Below are 20,131 nucleotides of genomic sequence, written 5' to 3'. Positions count from 1 at the left end.
AACGCTGTGTGCCCGGTCCGCGGCGGACCGGGCACACAGCGTGACGCGGGTGAGCGAGGAGCACCCCGCTCACCTGCGATTTCGGCCGGGCTCAGCCGAAGAGGTCGTACTGCTGGAAACCCGTCCCGAGTGAGACCCTTGTGGCAAAGATCGCACTCGTGGCGCTTCCGGTGCCCTTGTACAGGTACAGGGCGCCGCCGGGGGTGCGGGCCACCAGGTCGGCCTTGCTGTCGCTGTTCAGGTCGCCGACGGTGTCGAAGGCGTTGTACGTGGTGTTGGTCCAGGTCGCGACCTTGAGAGCGGGCTGGAGGTCGGCCGTGCTGAGCACGCCGCGGCCCCGGTACAGGTACACGGCACCGGTGCTCTTGTTGCGCGCGAGCAGGTCCGCCAGTCCGTCGCCGTTGAAGTCGCCGTGGCCGCGCACCACGTTGAAGTTGTTCCAGCCCGCGCCGATCTTGAGCGGGCTGCCGAAGCTTCCGTTGCCCTTGCCCGGGTACAGCCACAGCGCGCCGGCGGAGTCCACCGCCAGCATGTCGGGCAGGTAGTCGCCCGTCATGTCGCCGGGGGCGACGATGCTCAGGCGGGTCTTCCAGTTGTCGCCGATGAGCTTGGTCGCCCAGGTGTTGGTGGAGGGCACGAAGTGCTGCCAGAACACGTCACCGTCCGACGCCCGGCGCACCACCAGGTCCTGGTAGCCGTCGCGGTCGAGGTCGGTCTGCAGGACGATGTTGTAGGCGCTGAAGGAGCCCCAGGACTGGCGCGCGGCGAGCGAGGTGGCCTTGGAGTCGATTTCGTAGCCGGTCTTGGTGGAGGCGTTGCGCACCCACAGGTCGGCGAGGTGGTCACCGTTGAGGTTGGTGTCCTCGACGCGCGGGTAGGCGGCGCCGACGTACGTCGAGACCTTGGTGAACACGCTGTACGCGCCGCTCTTGACGCAGTCCGTCACGCCCCAGGAGACGACGCCCACGATGCGGTCCTCGCCGGCCGCGTTCCTGACGATCAGCGGACCGCCGGAGTCGCCGTTGCAGGCGGAGGTGGTGCCCTCGTCGCTGCCGGTGGCGGGATCGCCCGCGCACACGTTGTGGCCCTTGATGAAGTCGACGCCGTAGTAGTTCGCGCAGGTGGTGTCCGACTGGATCGGCAGCGTGGCCGTCTTCAGCGTGTCGGAGATGTCCTGCGTGGTGGAGCTGGTGCGGCCCCAGCCGAAGAGCGTGGCCTTGGTGCCGGCGGCGTACGACGCGGTGTCGGCGGCCGTCGTCATGCGGATCGGCGTGGCCTTGACCGGGTTCGGCAGGGTCAGGACGGCGATGTCGTTGTCGATCGTCGACGGGCTGTACGAGGGGTGGTTCCACTGGCGCCAGACGCCGCTGAGGCTACCGCCGTGCAGGTCGGTGATGTTGCCGTTGCTGTCGACGGCCGGCAGCTGCGAGGTGCCGGTGATGACGAGGCCGTGGGAGTACCAGCTGTAGTTCTTGCCGGTCTCGTCCTTGAGGCAGTGCGCGGCGGTGAGGATCTTCGTCGGCGACACGACCGTGCCGCCGCAGAAGAAGCCGATGTCGTCGCTGGTGGTGTCGGTGCCGCGGTCGTCGCCGTACCAGAGCTGCGCCATCCACGGGGCCGTGGTGATGGTCGTCGTGGTGCCGCCGATGATCTTCGGGTCGACGGTGGCGGTGCCGGTGCTCGCGCTCAGGGACGACTTGGCCGTCTCGCCCGCCGTGTCGTCACCGGCGACGGCGATGGCGAGGCGCTCCTTGAGCTGCTCGGCCGACGGCGCGCTGTAGGCGGGCGTCGGAGGCGTCGCCGCGGCCGAGGCCGACGAGGTCAGCAGCGCACCGGCGACGGCCGCGGCCAGCCCGGCCGCGACAACGGGCAGGGCTATCCGCAGCCGGCGTCTGTGCCGACCGCCGCCGCCCTCGGACGTAGGTGTACCCACTCGAGTCCCCCCTCGGGATCACGAAGTTCGCATCAGGAATTTCGGATCAAGACGTTTGAAGAGCGAGATCGTATCCCGCGCGTGAAGAACCAATGAGGGCCGCCCCCTTCACGGGGGCGGCCCTCATTGATGTGGTGCGTGACGTCAGTCGTTGTTGCCCGGCGACGGCGTCGTCTTCTGGATCTGCAGCAGGAACTCGCCGTTCGACTTCGTCTGCTTCATCTTGTCGAGGAGCAGCTCGATCGCCTGCTGCTGGTCGAGCGCGTGCAGCACCCGGCGCAGCTTCCAGACGACGGCGAGCTCGTCGTTGCCGAGCAGGATCTCTTCCTTGCGGGTACCGGACGCGTCGACGTCCACCGCCGGGAAGATGCGCTTGTCGGCGAGCTTCCGGTCGAGCTTGAGCTCCATGTTGCCGGTGCCCTTGAACTCCTCGAAGATCACCTCGTCCATGCGGGACCCGGTGTCCACCAGGGCGGTGGCGAGGATGGTCAGCGAGCCACCGTCCTCGATGTTGCGGGCCGCACCGAAGAAGCGCTTCGGCGGGTACAGGGCGGTCGAGTCGACACCACCGGACAGGATGCGGCCGGAGGCCGGGGCGGCGAGGTTGTACGCACGGCCCAGACGCGTGATCGAGTCGAGCAGCACGACGACGTCGTGGCCCAGCTCCACCAGACGCTTGGCGCGCTCGATGGCGAGCTCGGCGACCGTGGTGTGGTCCTCGGCCGGACGGTCGAAGGTCGAGGAGATGACCTCGCCCTTGACCGACCGCTGCATGTCGGTGACCTCTTCCGGACGCTCGTCGACCAGGACGACCATCAGGTGGCACTCGGGGTTGTTGTGCGTGATCGCGTTGGCGATCGCCTGCATGATCATGGTCTTGCCGGTCTTCGGCGGGGCCACGATCAGACCGCGCTGGCCCTTTCCGATCGGCGACACGAGGTCGATGATCCGGGTGGTCAGCACGCCCGGGTCCGTCTCCAGGCGGAGGCGGTCCTGCGGGTAGAGCGGGGTCAGCTTGTTGAACTCCGGGCGGCCACGGCCGTGTTCGGGCGCCATGCCGTTGACGGAGTCGAGGCGGACCAGCGCGTTGAACTTCTCGCGCCGCTCGCCTTCCTTGGGCTGACGGACCGCACCGGTGACGTGGTCACCCTTGCGCAGGCCGTTCTTGCGGACCTGGGCGAGGGAGACGTACACGTCGTTCGGGCCCGGCAGGTAGCCGGAGGTCCGGATGAACGCGTAGTTGTCGAGGATGTCCAGGATGCCCGCGACGGGGATCAGGACGTCGTCGTCGGCGAGCTGCGGCTCGGGAGCGCCGATCTCGTCACGCCCGCGACGGCCACGGCGGTCGCGGTAGCGGCCGCGACGGCCACGCCGGCCGCCCTCGAAGTCGTCGTCGTCCTGCGGGCCGTTGTCGCGCTGCTGACGGTCCTGGCGACCGCCGCTCTGCTGCTGACCCTGCTGCTGGCCGCGCTGCTGGCCACCCTGCTGGTCATCGCCCTTGCGACGGTCACCGCGGTCACCGCGGTCGCCCCGCTCGCCACGGTCGCCGCGGTCGCGACCCCGCTCACGGCGGTCGCGGCGGCGGCCCTCGCCACCGTCGGCATCGCTCTTGGCGTCGCCCTGCGGCTGCGCCTGGGCATCGGCCTGCGCCGGGGCGGGCGTCTCGGCCTTCGGGGCGCTCTTCGCCTCGGCGGTGACCGTCTCCGGGCTGCCCGCCTCGGCGGTGGCGCGGCGGCGACGGCGCTCGACGGGAGCGTCGTTGCTGGCCGGCTGGCCGGGGATCTCGATCTGCTGCTGGGCCACGGCCTTCTCGGCGGGAGCCTCGGCCGGGGCGGCGTCCGCCTTCTTCTCGGCGGCTGCATCGCCCGTACGGGCCTTGGAGGTGGCGCGACGCTTGGGCTTGGTCTCGGCGGCGGCCTCGGCCTTGGGAGCCGCGGCACCCCCGGACGGGGCACCCCCAGCCTGCGCCTCCTTGATGACCTCGATCAGCTGGCTCTTGCGCATACGCGCGGTGCCCCTGATACCGAGGCCGGATGCGACCTGCTGCAGCTCGGCCAGCACCATGCCCTCGAGGCCGGTACCGCGGCGCCGCCGGGAGCCGGCACCGGTGGCAGGCGCGGAGGCGTCCGTGGCGGGCGCGGCAGCGGTCTCCTCGACACGTGCGCCCATCAGATCGGTGGTGTCGCTCACGAAGGGTCCTTCCCTGGAGCGGACGTCGGCCTGTCTGGCTCGGCGACCGGTTGTGCTGTCCGACTTCGGTCCCTCGTGTGGCGAAGCCGGGGCGGTGGTCCGCCAAAGCGGCGGAAGAGAGATTTGCTGGTGATGGCGCTTCCTCGACGAGCCGTGACACCCAGTGTCACGTGGCGTGGTCGCACCGATTCCGGAGCGTGCCCTGTGGACCGCTCAGCGCCGCTGCACGGCGTACTGCCCAGGTACGACGTACGGAACGCAGTGCGGCTTGGGGAGCTCCCGGAAGAATGTCTGTCCCGGAGGGGGACACGAAGCACCTCGCCGTGGTGGGGTCGGGTGCAGACTTGAGGTTAACACTACCGGATCCAACAAACATTCCCCCTCTCGAAATCCGGCAACCGTGTGCTTTCAAAGGTCGCCGGAGGGCGCAAGAGGCAGCACGCTCGCCCCTTGCAGATCCAGGTCCAGGCGGTTCGCGGCCCAGTCCGCGCCGGCCGACGCCTCGATCTTGTCGGCCGTGCCCGCGTCGGCCAGCGCCATCACGGTGGGGCCGGCGCCGGAGATCACCGCGGGGATGCCGTCGGCGCGCAGCCGCTCCACCAGCGCCGCGCTCTCCGGCATGGCCGGCGCGCGGTACTCCTGGTGCAGACGGTCCTCGGTGGCGGGCAGCAGCAGTTCGGGGCGTCGGGTGAGGGCCTCGACGAGCAGTGCGGCCCGGCCCGCGTTGGCGGCGGCGTCGACGTGCGGCACGGAGCGCGGGAGCAGTCCGCGCGCGGTCTCGGTGAGGACCGGCTTTCCGGGCACGAAAACCACCGGAACGATGGAATCGGCGGGCTCCATCCTGATCGCCCGCGCGGCGCCCGCCTCCATCCAGGACAGGGTGAACCCGCCGAGCAGACAGGCCGCCACGTTGTCCGGGTGCCCCTCGATCTCGGTCGCGAGTTCCAGCAGGGCGGCGTCGTCGAGCTTGCTCTCGCCGCCTATGGTCACCGCGCGCGCGGCGACGATGCCGGCGCAGATCGCGGCGGAGGAGGAGCCGAGGCCCCGGCCGTGCGGGATGCGGTTGGCGCAGACGATCTCCAGGCCGCGCGGCTGGCCGCCCAGGGCGTCGAAGGCGGTGCGCAGGGAGCGGACGAGGAGGTGCTTCTCGTCGCGCGGGAGCGTCTCGCTGCCCTCCCCCGCGATGTCGATGTGCAGCCCCGAGTCGGCCACCCGGACGACGACGTCGTCGTAGAGCCCCAGCGCGAGGCCGAAGGCGTCGAACCCCGGGCCGAGGTTGGCGCTGGTGGCGGGGACGCGCACCCGGACAGGGGCGGCACGGAAGGCGGGACCGGCCATCTCGCGATGACTCTCCTTGAGCTGCGGGATTGTCGAATGACATTCGATGCGTATGTGAGGACCCTTGAGGCCCGACGGCGACGCGGTGACGACGCGGCACTGCGGCATATGCGGCGGGCGGGTTCAGTACAGCCTATCGAAGGAAGGTTCTGCGGCGACATAGGGCGCACAGGAGGCGCACGATGCGTGTCGTAAGCCCCCTGTGCACCCCATCGAGGGAGTTCCCCGATCAGAGGAGTCCGAGGCGCTCGGCCGCCGTGGCCGCGTCGACCGGGACGGTGACCGGCTGCGGCGCGCCGGCGACGGCCCAGTCGGGGTCCTTCAGACCGTTTCCGGTGACCGTGCAGACGATCCGCTGCCCCGGGTCGACCTTGCCCTGCTCGGCGGCCTTCAGCAGACCGGCCACGGACGCGGCGGACGCGGGCTCCACGAAGACGCCCTCCTGCGCGGCCAACAGCCGGTAGGCGCGCAGGATCTCACGGTCCGTCACCTCGTCGATGAAGCCGCCGGACTCCTCCTGAGCCGCCAGCGCGAACTTCCACGAGGCGGGGTTGCCGATGCGGATCGCGGTGGCGATCGTCGACGGGTCCTTGACGACCTCGCCGCGCACGATCGGCGCACTGCCGGACGCCTGGAAGCCCCACATGCGGGGGGTCTGCGCGGCGATCCCGTCGGCGGCGTACTCCTTGTAGCCCTTCCAGTACGCGGTGATGTTGCCCGCGTTGCCGACCGGCAGGACATGGATGTCGGGGGCGTCCCCGAGCATGTCCACGATCTCGAAGGCGGCCGTCTTCTGACCCTCGATACGCACCGGGTTGACCGAATTGACCAGCGCCACCGGGTAGTTGTCGCTCAGCGCACGCGCGAGCGTGAGGCAGTCGTCGAAGTTGCCGTCGACCTGGAGGATCTTCGCGCCGTGCACGAGGGCCTGGCCCATCTTGCCGATCGCGATCTTGCCCTGCGGGACGAGCACGGCACAGACCATGCCGGCGCGCACCGCGTACGCGGCGGCGGACGCGGAGGTGTTGCCGGTGGAGGCGCAGATGACGGCCTGCGCGCCCTCCTCCTTGGCCCGCGTGATGGCCATGGTCATACCGCGGTCCTTGAAGGACCCGGTCGGGTTGGCGCCCTCCACCTTGAGGTGGACCTCGCAGCCCGTGCGCTCGGAGAGCACCTGCGCGGGCACGAGGGGCGTGCCGCCCTCACGGAGCGTCACGATGGGCGTGCTGTCGGATACCGGCAGCCGGTCCCGGTACTCCTCGATGATTCCGCGCCACTGGTGGGTCATTGCTGGTTACTCTCCTTCAACCCGCATGATGCTGGCGACACCCCGCACGGTGTCGAGGTTGCGCAGCGCCTCGACGGTCCCGGTCAGGGAGGCGTCGGACGCGCGGTGGGTGACGACGACGAGGGAGGCCTCGCCGTCCTTACCCTGCTGCCGAACGGTATCGATCGACACCCCGTGCTCGGCGAAGACGGTGGCCACCTGGGCGAGAACGCCAGGTTTGTCCGCGACGTCGAGGCTGATGTGGTAGCGGGTGACGACATCGCCCATGGGCGACACCGGCAGGGCGGCGTACGCCGACTCGCCGGGCCCCGTTGCCCCGCTGAGCCGGTTGCGGCAGACGGCGACGAGGTCGCCGAGCACGGCGGAGGCGGTGGGAGCACCGCCGGCGCCGGGACCGTAGAACATCAGCTGCCCGGCCGCGTCCGACTCCACGAACACGGCGTTGTAGGCGCCGCGCACGGAGGCGAGCGGGTGGGTGAGCGGAATCATGGCCGGATGCACGCGAGCGGTGACCGACCCGCCGTCCGCGGCCCGCTCACAGATCGCGAGCAGCTTGATGGTGCAGCCCATCTCCCTGGCGGAGGCGAAGTCGGCCGCGGTGACCTCGGTCATGCCCTCGCGGTAGACGTCGTCGAGGCGCACGCGCGTGTGGAAGGCGATCCCGGCGAGGATGGCGGCCTTGGCGGCGGCATCGAAGGCCTCGACGTCGGCGGTGGGGTCGGCCTCGGCGTACCCCAGGGCAGTGGCCTCGTCGAGGGCCTCCTGATACCCGGCGCCGGTGGAGTCCATCTTGTCGAGGATGAAGTTGGTGGTGCCGTTGACGATCCCGAGCACCCGGTTCACCTTGTCCCCGGCGAGGGACTCACGAAGCGGCCGGATCAGCGGAATGGCACCGGCGACGGCGGCCTCGTAGTAGAGGTCCTCGCCGTGCTCCTCGGCGACGGCGTGCAGCGCGGCGCCGTCCTGCGCGAGAAGCGCCTTGTTCGCGGAGACGACGGAGGCGCCGTACTCGAAGGCGGTGGTGATGAGCGTACGAGCGGGCTCGATGCCGCCGATGACCTCGACGACGACGTCGATGTCCCCACGTTTGACGAGGGCGGTGGCGTCGGTGGTGACCAGGGCGGGGTCGATGCCGTCCCGGACTCTGGAGGGCCGCCGCACGGCGACGCCGGCCAGCTCCACCGGAGCACCGATGCGCGCGGCGAGGTCGTCGGCGTGCGTCGTCATGATGCGCGCCACCTCTGAGCCGACCACTCCACAGCCCAGCAGCGCCACCTTCAGCGGACGCGTACGCATCATCCGACCTCGTTTCCTCATACCGTCTACCGTTGTTTCCGGTTGCCCCAGTCTCACTCACCGGACCGGACTTTCTGCCCCTGGTCCGGATCGTGAGACGTCTATTTCATTTCCTCAAGGACGGCAGACAGGAGATCTTCCGCCCTTTCCTTCCGCCGTTTCAGCCGACGTCGAGGCGCAGCAGATCCTCCTCGGTCTCCCGCCGCACGATGACCCGCGACTCCCCCTCGCGCACGGCCACGACCGGCGGCCGCAGCACGTGGTTGTAGTTGCTGGCCATGGACCGGCAGTACGCACCCGTGGCGGGCACGGCGATCAGGTCACCCGGTGCCAGGTCCGAGGGCAGGAACGCGTCCTTGACCACGATGTCCCCGCTCTCACAGTGCTTGCCGACCACACGGGCGAGCATCGGCTGGGCGTCGGAGACACGGGAGACGAGGGCGACGCTGTACTCGGCGTCGTACAGCGCGGTACGGATGTTGTCCGACATTCCGCCGTCGACGGAGACGTACGTCCTCAGCCCGTCGAGCGGCTTGATGGTGCCGACCTCGTAGAGCGTGAACGCGGTCGGCCCGACGATGGCCCGCCCGGGCTCGACGGAGATGCGGGGCGTGCGCAGCTTGGCGACCTCGCACTCACGCGTGACGATCTCGGTCAGCGCCTTGGCGATCTCGTGGGGCTCACGGGGATCGTCGTCGCTGGTGTACGCGATACCGAGGCCGCCGCCGAGGTCGATCTCGGGCAGCTCGACACCGTGCTCGTCACGAATGTCCTTGAGCAGTCCGACCACCCGGTGCGCGGCGACCTCAAAGCCGGACATGTCGAAGATCTGCGACCCGATGTGGGAGTGGATCCCGATGAGCTCGAGCCCGTCGAGCTGAAGCGCACGGCGCACGGCTTCGGCGGCCTGCCCACCGGCGAGCGGAATGCCGAACTTCTGGTCCTCGTGGGCCGTGGCGATGAACTCGTGCGTGTGCGCCTCGACGCCGACGGTGATACGGATCTGGACACGCTGCCGCTTCCCCAGGGACTGGGCGATGTGCGCGACCCGCACGATCTCCTGGAAGGAGTCGAGGACCATCCGCCCCACACCGGCGTCAACGGCCCGGCGGATCTCGTCCGTGGACTTGTTGTTGCCGTGGAACGCGATGCGGTCGGCGGGCATACCGGCGGAGAGGGCGGTGGCGAGCTCGCCGCCCGAGCAGACGTCGAGGTTGAGCCCCTCCTCGTGCAGCCACCGCACCACGGCCCGGGACAGGAACGCCTTGCCGGCGTAGAAGACGTCGGCGTCGGCCCCGAAGGCGGTCCGCCAGGCACGGGCCCGGTCCCGGAAGTCGGCCTCGTCGAGGATGTAGGCGGGGGTGCCGTGCTGCTCGGCGAGCGTCTTGACGTCGATGCCGCCGACGGTGACGACACCGTCGGTGTCACGCGTGACCGTCCGCGCCCACACCTTGGCGTCGAGGGCGTTGAGGTCGGTGGGCGGTGCGGAGTAGTGCCCTTCGGGAAGGACGTCGGCGTGACGGGGCCCGGCGGGGTGGGCGGAACGGCTCATCTGGGCGTGCTCTCTCAGAGGTGGTCGGGTGCGTCGATGCCGAGCAGGGACAGGCCGCCGGCCAGCACCATCCCGGCAGCTTCGGCAAGCGCAAGCCGGGCACGGTGGGCGGCCAAGGGTTTCTCCTCACCACGGGGCAGGACGGTGGGGAGAAGGACGAGGGTGGCGTCGGCCAGCGCGAGGAGGTGACGGGTGAGGCGGGAGGGCGCGGAGGGGTCGGGGGTGGGGATGCCGGTGGATGTTCCCTGCGGGCTCGGGAGGGTGACGGCCGTCGCGAGGACGCGGGGGTGGTCGGCGAGAAGGGCGACGAGGTCACCGGCGTCCAGCGGGCCGGGCCGGCCGGTGAAGCCGAGATCGGCGGCGTTACGACTGACGGCCCGGGTGCGGGCGTGGGCGTAGCGGACGCGGAAGAGGGGATTGCCCTCACGCTGCACCAGATGCTCGGCGGTGATGCGGGGCCGGTCGTGCGGGGCGGGGTGGAGCAGGGCCCAGCGGGCGGCGTCGGGACCGAGGGGGGCGGGATCCTCGGAAGCGGGTACGGGCCGCAGGGTGACGGGCTCACCGTGCCCGATGTCGACACGGCCGCCCTGCGCCCCGACGATCCGCGCGAGCGCGTCGGCCAGGACCTCGGCCCGCACTTCGTAGGGCACCCGCACCGCGAAGACCTGTCCGGCGAGACTGTCGGTGTGCCCGTACCGCAGGCCTTCGCGCTGTATCCGCCGGACGAGGGCGGAGACGGCGGAACCGTCGAGGCTGATGTTGAGGAACCCGGGCCCGGTGATCTCGACCCCGGCGACGCCTTCGGCACGGGCCAGGTGCGACCGGAGCACCTCGGCAACCCGAAGCGACGGCTGTCCGGCCGGCCGGGCGAGCTGCAGGGCGATGTTGGTGGCGTAGTCCCCCTGCCCCCCGGGCCCCGGCGGCGTGACCACGGCCCGCTCAGGAACACCCACACTGAGCTCCCCATCGTCCACAGCACGACGCACCGCGCGCAGCACGGTACGGGAGAGCTCGACGGGGGTCACGGGACAAGCGTAGGGGAGGAGGGGGGTGGGTAGGCGAGTCGGTTTGGAGAGGGTCCGGGATATGGACGCGGAGGACCGCCGCCGAACGGGGCGCTCTTGCCCTACGCGTCGCGGGGGGGGGGGCGGCGGATCTGGTCGGCGGATCCCTCTGTCCGCCTGCGCCCAGCCGCTGGCAGTTCCGTGGCGCTCGACTGCGGGTGGTACGCGTTCGGGGGGAGGCAGACCTAACCCTCGGGGGAGGCAGACCCCAATCGGCCACGGGCCCCGCGTTCAGGGGGAGGCAGGCCCTAATCGGCCACGGGCCCCGCGTTCGGGGGAGGCAGACCCTAATCGGCCACGGGCCCCGCGTTCGGGGGAGGCAGACCCTAATCGGACACAGGCCCCGCGCCCGGCCCGCCGCCCTTCCCCGCCCCTACACCTTCCCCCGCGCCCAACACCGTCCCGAGCTCCAGCCCCAGCCCCAGATCCACCCCGGCCCCTCCTTCGCCATCGCCCCTCCTCCGCTCCATCAACTTCCGTACGACGGAGACGAGTTCGGTGGGATCAAAGGGCTTGGCGAGAAAGGCGTCGACGCCGACTTCGAGGCCGGCTTCGACCTCGTACTGCGTACAGGCGCTGATGATGGCAATCGGCAGATCACGCGTCCGCGGATCGGCACGCAGTCGAGCAGCGGCCCGCAGCCCGTCCAGCCGGGGCATGACGACATCAAGGGTCACGAGATCGGGTCGCACCTGATGAACGACATCCAGACACTCGGCACCATCGGACGCGGTCACGACCTCGATGCCCTCCAGCTCGAGATTGACCCTGATCAGCTGCCGGATGACCTTGTTGTCGTCCACAACAAGCACCCGGCCCGACGCGCCTGGCACAACTCGAGAGTAGGTCGAGACCGGCCACCGCGTCCGGGTTTTCCCCACTTCCACCCCGCGCGGACGACCCCCATCCCGCACTTCCACCCCGTGCGGACGACCCCCGTCCCCCACGGAAACCCGTTCATGAACACCCCGAGCGAGCTGGTAGTGTTCTACCCGTCGCCGCGAGCAACACCCTCGCAACCGACACGCCCCCGTAGCTCAGGGGATAGAGCAACGGCCTCCGGAGCCGTGTGCGCAGGTTCGAATCCTGCCGGGGGCACTCGCCAGTCAGCCAGCAGGAACCAGGCTCTGACCAGGGCGGATGCCTAACTGAGAGAGCGGGAGTCAGTCTCACTGACTCCCGCTCTTTCTCGCTGTCTCTCAGCGTTCGCGACACACCTCCGACACACTCGTTAACCGCGAGGCGCGCACCATGCCGCGCCCGCCGTGGTGAGGGGGATCTGATGGACGAGGGAATGGCGGCTCTGATCGCTGGAGGCTGTGGGCTGCTGGGCGCGTTGGCCGCGACTGGCGGCGCCATGTGGGGTGCCCGGAGGGGTGCTGCGAGCACCCTCGAATCCGTCCGCGCTCAGGTAGCTGGACAAGAAGTAGCGGAGCATCGCCATTGGGCCCGAGAACAGCGCATGGTGACCTTGATGGATGCGCTTGATCAATTGGCAACCATTGATCGAACCTTGGGAGCGGCCGGGGTCAAGCTCCGCCTGGGAGAAAGACCTCCGACCGCACTGCACGACGACTACATGACGTCCAGCCAGGCACTTATGCGCGCAGTTTTCCGCCTAGGAGTCTGGGGGCCAGACCGAGCACGTGTCGTTGGCCAGAAGATCTATGACCTGGCCAATCTCGTCTACGAATCCTGGGTGATGTGGGATGGGGCGATGACTGCCGGACTTCCAACGGACTCGCATCAGGAGAACTTCCGGACCCGCCGAACCGAACTTCACGAGCCGTGGTCGGAATTCCTCAACCTTGCTGCTCGGGCCCTCAGAGAGCCCGAGCCGACCTCCTAGAGCAGGTTCAGGCGGTGGGCCAGTTCGACGACTTCAGGACCGTCGCGGAGATCATCACGGTCGGTACGACGACCGGTCAGACCGTGGACGTCGTGGCCGGATAGCCCGAGAGCCCCGGGCGTGCTGCCATGTCCGGGGCCCTCGGGATCCTGCGCTACTTCTCCGGGCCTACCACCTCACGCTGGTGCGGGCCCGCCATCTCGATGGTCTGGCGACGGTTGAGGACGACGACGGACGTGACGGTCGAGCAGGCCACGGTGGACAGAGCGGTTCCCTTGTCCGGCTCGACGACGTCCGCCAGGACGGCCACGCCGAGCAGGAGCCCGGCCACCGAGACGCCGGCGGAAAGGACGCGATTCCCCCGGCGCGGGGTGACCTGCGTCTCCTTCGGCGGACGTCCGCAGCATCCGTCATTAAGGTGGGCCATGGGTTTGGCCCCTTTCTAGGTGTCGTGACAGCCCAGCGGCCTCCTGTTCGCGCAGGGGGCCGCAGTCATGCCAGGGGCAGACTGCGGGGGTCCAAAGACCGCTAGACGTACCCCGGTTGGGGCGTGATTCATAGCTACCGCAGCCCTGACCAGATCACCTAGCAGGGTGGGATGCGCCACAGTCGCCGTTCCATTCGGGAAACGGAACGCGAAGTGATCTTTATTGATGCCCATAGCGGACAAAAGGATTAACGGCTTCGACTGATTTACGTGCAGCGATGCGCGGTACGACCTGATTTGGTATCCCAATATCATGGGTTGACTTCATTGGCCAACACCGACACTTCGTTGCACCCTCCGGGTGTGACGGGTATCACAGAACACCGCTTTAGAGCAGGTCAGCGCACACTTTTAGTGCGAGATTCGCACCCAATCCACCCCCGCCCACCCGTCCAACAGTGTGATTTTTTCAACTGTGATCTCCGCCACTTTCGAGGGGGATATCGTTGTGTTCGACGCGCGCCTTGCGTAAAAGGTGTCCGCCGGACCGCACTTCCAGCCGACGGCCCCACGATGTCGGCCCTGCCCGACCTCAGCCCGCCAGGCTCGACAGAGCGCATTCGCTGACGCCGACACCGAGCCCGCCACCCCGGAGGCTCCCGCGACCGCGACCGCCTAGGAGAGTGATCTGTCGCGTTAGCCGTCGCCCTCCTCCTCCAGTGCCTTTGCGATCTTGACATTGGCCGCTTCCTCGTGACCGTCAATGCAGCCGTGGTAGCGCCGGTGAATCACCTCCGGCGAGTTGCCGACCCGCCGGGCTACCTCAGCGATCGGCACCCCAGCGTTTAGCCACCGTGTGATGCACGCGTGCCGCAAGTCGTACGGGCGACCGGCCAACGGCGAGTCGACGCGCTCCGGCGTGAGCGCATACTCCCGGGCCTCCTCCCACACCCGCCAGTAGGTAGATGAGCCGACCACTCCCCCGCGCTCGTTGCCAAAGACGCGCCCTTCCTTCGCCGTCCCGAACGCTTTCAGGTGGGTCTGGAGGATCGCGACCAGGACGGCCGGGATCGGGACCGGCCGGTCGGTGGTCGCCTCCCGCGCCTTCAGGCCCCGGCGGTCGTGCCGCTCCCCGGAGTCGGTCCACTGTTTGCCAGAGACGGGGCGAGTCTCCCGCAGCGTCAGAGTGCCCCAGCCCGTCTCCGGCAAGTGGCAGTCCGACCACCGGAGTCCCACTGCTTCAGCGGGCCGGAGTCCCGCGTAGTACAGGACCGCGTAAAAGGCCACCAAGCGCCGCCCACGGCAGCGATCCCACGACCCGACGTAAGAGACGGCAGCGAGCAACTGACGGGCCTGTACGGCGTTTACGAGGACGCGCCGGTCCACGACATCGTTGGAGCCGACGTGCTTCCGGCGGACACGCTGCAGCGGGTTCTCCGGGAGCTCTCCCGCAGCCACCGCGTGTTCGAGGGCGGTGTTCAGGGCGCGGCGCCGCCGCTTGTACGTGTCGCCCGCCGCGGGGGCGCCGTCCAACTTGTAGTTGAGGCGGTAGAGCACGTCTTCGAAGACGTCAGCGTCGAACATGTCGACGACCGGCCGGTCCGCCGTCGTGAGCCAGTCGTACGGGGTCTTGAGTTCGGCCGGCGGGTCCTCCCCCTCGTTCGCGGGCACGATCCCCCACCGGAACGCCAACCGCAGGCGCTCATCCGAGGGAGCGTCCTTTCCTCGCTTGACCATGGCGAGGGTCACGGCGGCGAGCCCGTCCGCCATGCCCTCACGGCTCTTGGCCGCGCTCGTGCGCCACCGCCCGGCCACATACTTCCGGCAGAACTCGAACCACTGCAACGGCGGTTCGGCCTGCGCCGCTTCGGCCGCTTCCTCCGCCGCTCGCACCTCGGACTCCGGCAGGCCCGATGCGATCTCGAACGCCTCGCCGCGCCGGTTCATGGCCTGCCACAGCTCCGATCGCCGGCTCTCCGCGAGCGCAGCCGTGGTGAACGTGTCGCTGTGCACCTGTCCGGCGACCACCCACCGCAGGCGCCACGGGCGCGACTTCCGCCCGGTCTTCGACACCTTCCAGAGCTTGACGTCGAAGGAGTAGCCCTGCCGGGCCGACCCGTCAGGGCGCCCGGCCGGGATGTCGTTCACGGTGCTCACGCAGCGTCCTCCAGCTCCGCAAGCCAACGCTCGTACTCGGATCGACGGATACGGACGTCCCCGTTCGGCAGCTTGATCGAGCGGGGCGCTTTCCCGAGTTGGCGCCACCGGTAGAAGGTTGCCGGGGCGACCTTGAGGTCCGCGAGAACCTCTTTGATCGTCAACTTCTCGTCCCGCACGCGGGCGCTCATGCCGCGGTCCTCTCTTCTGTTTTCATCGGAGGTTGGGGACTCGCCCCTTCTCTGAACTCCGCTACATCCGCTACATCCGCTACATCCGCTACAGCGCAGGTCAGGGACCTGTTTTCTGTAGCGGATGCGTAGCGTGTAGCGGATTGGTGCCGCTACGGCGCGGCGGCGGTGGCCGACGGTGTAGCGGTTTCGTCGGGCGTGTAGCGGATTCCCGGAAGCACTTCCGCTACGGATTCACTCCTGTTGACCTGCTGTGTAGCGGACGTAGCGGATGTAGCGGACTTTGACGGGGGCGGGGGGCAGTATCGGGCCCACGCGTCCGCGAGATCCTCGGAGTAGTAGCCGCGCGGCACCGTGCCCGCCGCCGTACGAATCGGGCGCGGCTTGATGGGCTTGTTGGCGCCGGTCATGTACTGGCTGAGCAGCCGGGCCAGCCCTCGCGGGGTGAGCGGCTTCCCACCCATGTCGACCCATGGCGCGTCGTCCATGCTGTTCAGGCACTCCAGGATGGCGGCGGTCGGCATGCGGTCGATGCCGTAGAGGACGGTGTCGCGCAGGTCGGTGAGCAGGCGGATACCGAGGGAGGCTTCGTCGTCCTCGCTCGCGGCGGTCACCAGCTCGACACAGGCGGCCCGCGCGCGTTGGGGCCACTGTCCGCCGGCCGCGTCGGCAACGGCGAGCAGGGGTTCCCACACGTCCGCGGGGCGGTCCGTGACGCCGTCCGGCATGATCGGCCATGCGCCCTCTACCGTGGCACGGACGGCGTCGGCCCACTTCGCGAGCCGGTCACGGAGGGCGCGGCCCTCCTTCTCGTGGATGCGCTGCCTGAAGGGTTCCACTCGCTCGTTCCGGGCCCGGCGGCGCATTCGGATGATGACCGAGCGGGTCAGGATCGTGTCCGGCAGAGAGCCGAGACCGGCCATGGCAACCGCGCAGTACGAGGGGAAGGGTTGAACGCTCTGGTTCGAGCCGTCGCCCACGCACCTGTACGTGACGCCGGAGCGGCGGTGTCCGGCGTTGAGGAACCCGCGCAACTCCTCGTTGTCCCCGGCCTTGGGACCGAAGACGGTGTCGATCTCGTCGAAGAGGATCGTCGGGCGTCCGTCCGCGCCGGAGACCGCGCGGAAGAGGGCGGCGGCGGACGCGTTGACGGCCACCATGGGCTGCGGCACGAGGGTCTCCACGATCTCCAGCGCGCGGGACTTGCCGGATCCCGGCTCCGGGGAGAGGAAGGCGATCCGGGGCGTTGAGTCGAAGCAGTCGAGCAGGTGGGCGTGGGCGTCCCACAGGGCGACTGCGACGTATGCGGCTTCGGTGGGGAAGACGTTGAAGCGGCGGTGGAACGCTTCGACCTCGTTGAGCAGGGCGGCGCCGTCGATGGACGGGGCGGGCGCGGTGGCGTCGGTCATGCGGCGTTCCTCCTTTCGGTGTGTGGGGCGGGCATGCCGGTGCAGGCGTCCTTGTGGGCGTCGTATTCGGCGACCAGGGCGGCCACGTCGTGTTGTCCGGTGGCGGTGCCGGTCTGCCCGCAGGCGCAGGCGTAGGCGGCGGTGGGGGTGTCGCCGTAGCGCTTGGACCAGCGGGCGCCGTCGTAGTGGTGGCGGTAGACCGGCGCGGCGTAGATGCAGATCCCCGGTCGGTCCGGCTTCGGATCGTCACCACTGCTGCGGGTGCGGCTGGTCGAGTGCTGGTCGGAGGGAAGGGCTGAAGGGACGCCCTGACGGGCGGCCTTCCTTCGGCCGCATCCCGGAGCCGGGGGTGTCGTCGTGTTGGCGGTGTCCGGCTGGTCGGCGGTGGCGGGATGGCTTTTCAGGGCGGTGCGGGCGGGGGAGGTGGTCATGCCGTCTCCCGCGGCCGGCACGTGCGGATCGACCAGCCCAGAGCGCTGCGGATGGTGGCGCGGCACTCGGCCGCCGGGAGTCCGGCCGCCTCGCCGGCCGCCTGAAAAGCCTCCTCCACCACGGTCCGGGTGATCTCGCCCCATGCGACGAACCGGCCCAGGGCGCGGGCGCCCGTCAGTAGCCGGGTGTTGCGGCCGCCCTCCGAGGTGCCCCGGACGGCGGCCGTCTCGCGTTCCAGGGCCACTTGGGCGGCCCGTGTGCCGTCGCGTACCGGCGTGACGGTGGCTGGCGTGGCGGGCCGCGGTGCTTCGATCAGCAGGGCGGTCAGCCACGGTGGCAGGGCGGCCACGGGGGCGTCGTCGAGGATCTCGTAGGTGCCCTGGGGGGTGGTGCTGCCGGGGGCGACGACGTAGCCGCCCCATGCGCGGGTGTCGATGTGCGGTCCCAGCCGACCCGCGCTGTTGCGGAGCTGCCCGCCGGTCGGGGCGGTGAAGTACAGGTGGCGTCCACCGCTCGGGGTCCGCACCTGGTAGGTGGCCGGGAGGGGCTGGCCGGCGCGCTCGCAGAGCGCTGCCAGAGAAGCGGCGCCGTCAGGCGCTCCTTCTGGCTCTTCCGGCTTGCACACGTCCAGGTCGACGACGACCAGGCCAGCTGGGCCGGTCGCAATCCCTACGTTGTACGGCCGCCGCGTCCACGCGGCTTTGATCAGGCCGGGGTCGGTGGTGGCGCGCTGTTCGGGGGTGCGGTGCCCGTCCTCGCAGCGTCCGGTGCCGGGGCAGGCGCGTTCGGGGTGTCCGGCGGGCCGCTTGGTGCCGGGGTGCAGGAGGATGACAGGCCAGCCGCGTTCGGCGGAGCACAGGGCGGCGGCGATCAGGTGCAGGTGACCGAGGCCGACGGTGGGCATGTCGAGCACGTTGATGAGCGGGATGCTGCTCACGCGGCGGCCCCCAGTTCAGCGATAGCGAGTTGGGTGAGGGCGGCGTGGCCGATGTGTTCGGCGTAGGCGGGCGGGATGCACTCGCTGATGCCGTCCCGGCTCATCCAGGCCACCTCGAGCACGCGGCGGGCGAGGGGGACGCCGGAGAAGTGGCCGACGAACTGGCCATACCAGCCGGGCGGGACGGGGCGGCCCATCTTGGCCTGAGGCACGGTGTGGGCGGGGTGGTCCGGCTGGTCGAGGCGGAAGCCGCCGCCGGTCTCGAAGAACCGGTGACGGTAGTTCTCCAGGGCGAACATCTGCCCGCACAGCATCACTGGGGCACGCAGCTTCGGCACGGCGCCGCCCACGTTCTCCATCACCCACGGCCGCCCGGTCGTCTCCAGCGCGGTCCGGGTGGGGTCGATCAGGTCGGGGTGGTCGTTGCCCTGGATGCGCTGACAGTCGCTGTCGTGCTGGCACGGCGGGGAGCCGTGGATGAAGTCGAACTCAGCTCCGTGTTCGAGGACGAAAGCGATCGCGTCCGCCTGCACGAACGGGAAGGGATAGCGCGGCTGAGGATCCTTGTCAACGCCGGTCACGTCGAACCCGGCGTCGGCATAGCTCTTGGCGGCGCCGCCCTGCTTGCAGAACAGATCCAGTAAGCGCGGCCGTCGGCCGTGCACTCGCCGGATGTCGGTGCGTTGGGTCATGCTGGATGTCTCCAGTTCCTTGATGGGTGACTGGTTGACAAGGGCGGCCCCGCGATCATTGGCGTGAGTGGGGGGCCGCCCTTGGCGTAGCTAGAACGGGGGTTCGGCGTCGGCTGCGTTGGCCGCCGTGCTGCCGGTCGTGGCCCATGCGTCGTCCCCGGCCGGGGCGGTGCGGGTCGGGCGCTTGCCGTTAATAGTCACGGTGGTGAAGCGCAGGGACGCGCCGATCTCGTCGACCTCCACGGCGAGCATCGAACGGTTCTCGCCCTCCGGGGTCTTCCAGTCGTGCTGTCGGATCCGCCCGGACAGCACCACCCGCGAACCCTTCGTCAGCGACTCGGCGACGTGTTCGGCAAGCGCGCGCCAGGCGGCGCAGCGGAAGAACGTGGACGTGCCGTCCTTCCACTGGTTGCTCTCGCGGTCGAAGGTGCGCGGGGTGGCGGCGACGGTGAAGCGGGCGAGCGCTGCGCCGCCCTCGGTGAACTTCAGCTCAGGGTCGGCGGTCAGGTTGCCGATGATGGTGATCGGAGTCTCTCCGAACGACATGCTGCGGTCTCCCTTAACGGTGGGTCAGGCGGCGTTGAGCAGGGGCTGTTGCCAGACGGGTATGGCGGCCAGAACGCGGGTGCGCCAGCGCATGGCGTAGTCGAAGCAGTTGGCGCAGTTCTTGTGCGTGTGGCCTGGCAGCGGGGACCGGTGTCGGGCGTGGGAGCTCCAAGCGGCGGAGTCCGCGGAGGCCAGGAGGTGACCGACGCGTTCCAGACCGAGGATCTTGAAGCCGAAGCCATGCAGCCTGAAGCCGTGCGCGGCCATCGCGGTGACGATCGCGGCACCCTCACGGGTGGACTGCAACCGGCACACCGAGCCAAGCCCGACGACCGGTTCGGCCCGCAGGTCCACCCCGGCCTTCTCGTACAACTCCACGCACCGTTCGTACTCAGGGATCCTGCGACCCTGGATGACAGGGGCGATGCGCAGGTCGGGGGCGAGGGAGCGCAGTTCGAGGAAGTTGTTCACCGTGCGTCGCTGATGTTCTTCCACGCTGAGGTGGGTGCCGACGAAGTACTGTCCTCCGAACCAACCGCCCTCGATGATGGCCTTCTCGCACATCCAGTCCTGCGGGGCGGCCCAGTCGTACGGGCCGACGTGTTCCCAGATGCGGCGCAGGTCATCGACGTACTTGCGAGGCGGGCGGGTCCAGGTGCCGTTGTCCTTCAGGTCCATGAAGCCGCCGGAGTCGACGGCGTAGGGTCCGCGGGCTTCGTCCCACTTGACGGCGCGTTCGAAGTGCTCGGACTTCAGGAACAGGGGCACGTCGGTGAGACGCAGCCAGTGCCGTTTGTGGGTGGTCAGGTAGAAGCGCAATTGGGTTCTCC

The 20,131-nt window shown here is 69.6% G+C and carries 17 protein-coding genes and 1 tRNA gene; 1 reads left to right on the top strand and 17 read right to left on the bottom strand.

The window, feature by feature from the left end; genetic code table 11:
* Nucleotides 1-91: 91 nt before the first annotated feature.
* The 8 genes from OG289_RS34035 to OG289_RS34000 form a co-directional block, all read right to left on the bottom strand.
* Entirely contained in the window at nt 92-1,933 is a 1,842-nt protein-coding gene (locus OG289_RS34035; protein WP_327317873.1) for a trypsin-like serine protease, read from the bottom strand.
* Between the two features lie 144 nt (nt 1,934-2,077).
* Complete coding sequence (rho, locus tag OG289_RS34030; RefSeq protein ID WP_327317872.1) at nt 2,078-4,123, bottom strand: transcription termination factor Rho; 2,046 nt, start codon at nt 4,121-4,123, stop codon at nt 2,078-2,080.
* 408 nt (nt 4,124-4,531) lie between these two features.
* Nucleotides 4,532-5,461: a homoserine kinase gene (thrB, locus tag OG289_RS34025; RefSeq protein ID WP_327317871.1), complete on the bottom strand. Its 930-nt coding sequence runs from the start codon at nt 5,459-5,461 to the stop codon at nt 4,532-4,534.
* A 229-nt stretch (nt 5,462-5,690) separates the two neighbouring features.
* Nucleotides 5,691-6,749, bottom strand: a complete 1,059-nt coding sequence (thrC, locus tag OG289_RS34020) for a threonine synthase (RefSeq protein WP_327317870.1) — start codon at nt 6,747-6,749, stop codon at nt 5,691-5,693.
* A 6-nt stretch (nt 6,750-6,755) separates the two neighbouring features.
* Nucleotides 6,756-8,048, bottom strand: coding sequence for a homoserine dehydrogenase (locus tag OG289_RS34015; RefSeq protein WP_327317869.1), 1,293 nt, complete (start codon nt 8,046-8,048; stop codon nt 6,756-6,758).
* Between the two features lie 157 nt (nt 8,049-8,205).
* Entirely contained in the window at nt 8,206-9,597 is a 1,392-nt protein-coding gene (gene lysA, locus OG289_RS34010) for a diaminopimelate decarboxylase (RefSeq protein WP_327317868.1), read from the bottom strand.
* 14 nt (nt 9,598-9,611) lie between these two features.
* The gene (gene nrtL, locus OG289_RS34005) at nt 9,612-10,622 is read right to left on the bottom strand and encodes an ArgS-related anticodon-binding protein NrtL (protein ID WP_327317867.1); all 1,011 of its coding nucleotides are present in this window, start codon (nt 10,620-10,622) and stop codon (nt 9,612-9,614) included.
* A gap of 365 nt (nt 10,623-10,987) precedes the next feature.
* Nucleotides 10,988-11,464, bottom strand: a complete 477-nt coding sequence (locus OG289_RS34000; protein WP_442818995.1) for a response regulator — start codon at nt 11,462-11,464, stop codon at nt 10,988-10,990.
* A gap of 223 nt (nt 11,465-11,687) precedes the next feature.
* Between OG289_RS34000 and OG289_RS33995 the strand changes: the two genes are divergently transcribed.
* Nucleotides 11,688-11,759: transfer RNA gene (locus OG289_RS33995), tRNA-Arg, on the top strand.
* A gap of 905 nt (nt 11,760-12,664) precedes the next feature.
* Here the strand turns inward: OG289_RS33995 and OG289_RS33990 are convergent.
* From OG289_RS33990 to OG289_RS33950, 9 genes are all read right to left on the bottom strand, one after another.
* A complete protein-coding gene (locus tag OG289_RS33990; RefSeq protein WP_327317865.1) occupies nt 12,665-12,937 on the bottom strand; it encodes a hypothetical protein in 273 nt (90 codons plus the stop codon).
* Nucleotides 12,938-13,633: 696 nt separating this feature from the next.
* Complete coding sequence (locus OG289_RS33985) at nt 13,634-15,085, bottom strand: tyrosine-type recombinase/integrase (RefSeq protein WP_442819112.1); 1,452 nt, start codon at nt 15,083-15,085, stop codon at nt 13,634-13,636.
* A gap of 5 nt (nt 15,086-15,090) precedes the next feature.
* Nucleotides 15,091-15,285 (bottom strand): helix-turn-helix transcriptional regulator, encoded by a 195-nt coding sequence (locus tag OG289_RS33980; RefSeq protein WP_327317863.1) that lies wholly within the window; start codon nt 15,283-15,285, stop codon nt 15,091-15,093.
* Nucleotides 15,286-15,437: 152 nt separating this feature from the next.
* Complete coding sequence (locus tag OG289_RS33975) at nt 15,438-16,694, bottom strand: DUF3631 domain-containing protein (RefSeq protein ID WP_327317861.1); 1,257 nt, start codon at nt 16,692-16,694, stop codon at nt 15,438-15,440.
* Nucleotides 16,691-17,125, bottom strand: coding sequence for a hypothetical protein (locus OG289_RS33970; RefSeq protein ID WP_327317860.1), 435 nt, complete (start codon nt 17,123-17,125; stop codon nt 16,691-16,693). The genes OG289_RS33975 and OG289_RS33970 overlap by 4 nt, the downstream gene beginning before the upstream one ends.
* The gene (locus tag OG289_RS33965) at nt 17,122-18,030 is read right to left on the bottom strand and encodes a bifunctional DNA primase/polymerase (protein ID WP_327320890.1); all 909 of its coding nucleotides are present in this window, start codon (nt 18,028-18,030) and stop codon (nt 17,122-17,124) included. Before OG289_RS33965 ends, OG289_RS33970 begins: the two co-directional genes overlap by 4 nt.
* 29 nt (nt 18,031-18,059) lie before the next feature.
* Nucleotides 18,060-18,755: an SAM-dependent methyltransferase gene (locus OG289_RS33960; protein WP_327317859.1), complete on the bottom strand. Its 696-nt coding sequence runs from the start codon at nt 18,753-18,755 to the stop codon at nt 18,060-18,062.
* A 90-nt stretch (nt 18,756-18,845) separates the two neighbouring features.
* A complete protein-coding gene (ssb, locus tag OG289_RS33955) occupies nt 18,846-19,301 on the bottom strand; it encodes a single-stranded DNA-binding protein (protein WP_327317858.1) in 456 nt (151 codons plus the stop codon).
* A 24-nt stretch (nt 19,302-19,325) separates the two neighbouring features.
* Nucleotides 19,326-20,120, bottom strand: coding sequence for a deazapurine DNA modification protein DpdA family protein (locus OG289_RS33950; protein ID WP_327317857.1), 795 nt, complete (start codon nt 20,118-20,120; stop codon nt 19,326-19,328).
* Nucleotides 20,121-20,131 lie beyond the last annotated feature (11 nt).

The sequence above is a fragment of the Streptomyces sp. NBC_01235 genome, assembly GCF_035989285.1.
GTDB lineage: Bacteria > Actinomycetota > Actinomycetes > Streptomycetales > Streptomycetaceae > Streptomyces.
Note: the sequence above shows the minus strand (reverse complement) of the source record. Positions and strands in the feature narration are given on the sequence as shown.

What these genes read in the sequence shown, in the direction of transcription:
- OG289_RS34015 (WP_327317869.1), bottom strand. Translation starts at nt 8,048, where the DNA reads ATGATGCGTACGCGTCCGCTGAAGGTGGCGCTGCTGGGCTGTGGAGTG.
- OG289_RS33960 (WP_327317859.1), bottom strand. Translation starts at nt 18,755, where the DNA reads ATGACCCAACGCACCGACATCCGGCGAGTGCACGGCCGACGGCCGCGC.
- OG289_RS33980 (WP_327317863.1), bottom strand. Translation starts at nt 15,285, where the DNA reads ATGAGCGCCCGCGTGCGGGACGAGAAGTTGACGATCAAAGAGGTTCTC.
- thrB (WP_327317871.1), bottom strand. Translation starts at nt 5,461, where the DNA reads ATGGCCGGTCCCGCCTTCCGTGCCGCCCCTGTCCGGGTGCGCGTCCCC.
- ssb (WP_327317858.1), bottom strand. Translation starts at nt 19,301, where the DNA reads ATGTCGTTCGGAGAGACTCCGATCACCATCATCGGCAACCTGACCGCC.
- lysA (WP_327317868.1), bottom strand. Translation starts at nt 9,597, where the DNA reads ATGAGCCGTTCCGCCCACCCCGCCGGGCCCCGTCACGCCGACGTCCTT.
- OG289_RS33965 (WP_327320890.1), bottom strand. Translation starts at nt 18,030, where the DNA reads ATGCCCACCGTCGGCCTCGGTCACCTGCACCTGATCGCCGCCGCCCTG.
- OG289_RS33970 (WP_327317860.1), bottom strand. Translation starts at nt 17,125, where the DNA reads ATGACCACCTCCCCCGCCCGCACCGCCCTGAAAAGCCATCCCGCCACC.
- OG289_RS33975 (WP_327317861.1), bottom strand. Translation starts at nt 16,694, where the DNA reads ATGACCGACGCCACCGCGCCCGCCCCGTCCATCGACGGCGCCGCCCTG.
- OG289_RS33990 (WP_327317865.1), bottom strand. Translation starts at nt 12,937, where the DNA reads ATGGCCCACCTTAATGACGGATGCTGCGGACGTCCGCCGAAGGAGACG.
- thrC (WP_327317870.1), bottom strand. Translation starts at nt 6,749, where the DNA reads ATGACCCACCAGTGGCGCGGAATCATCGAGGAGTACCGGGACCGGCTG.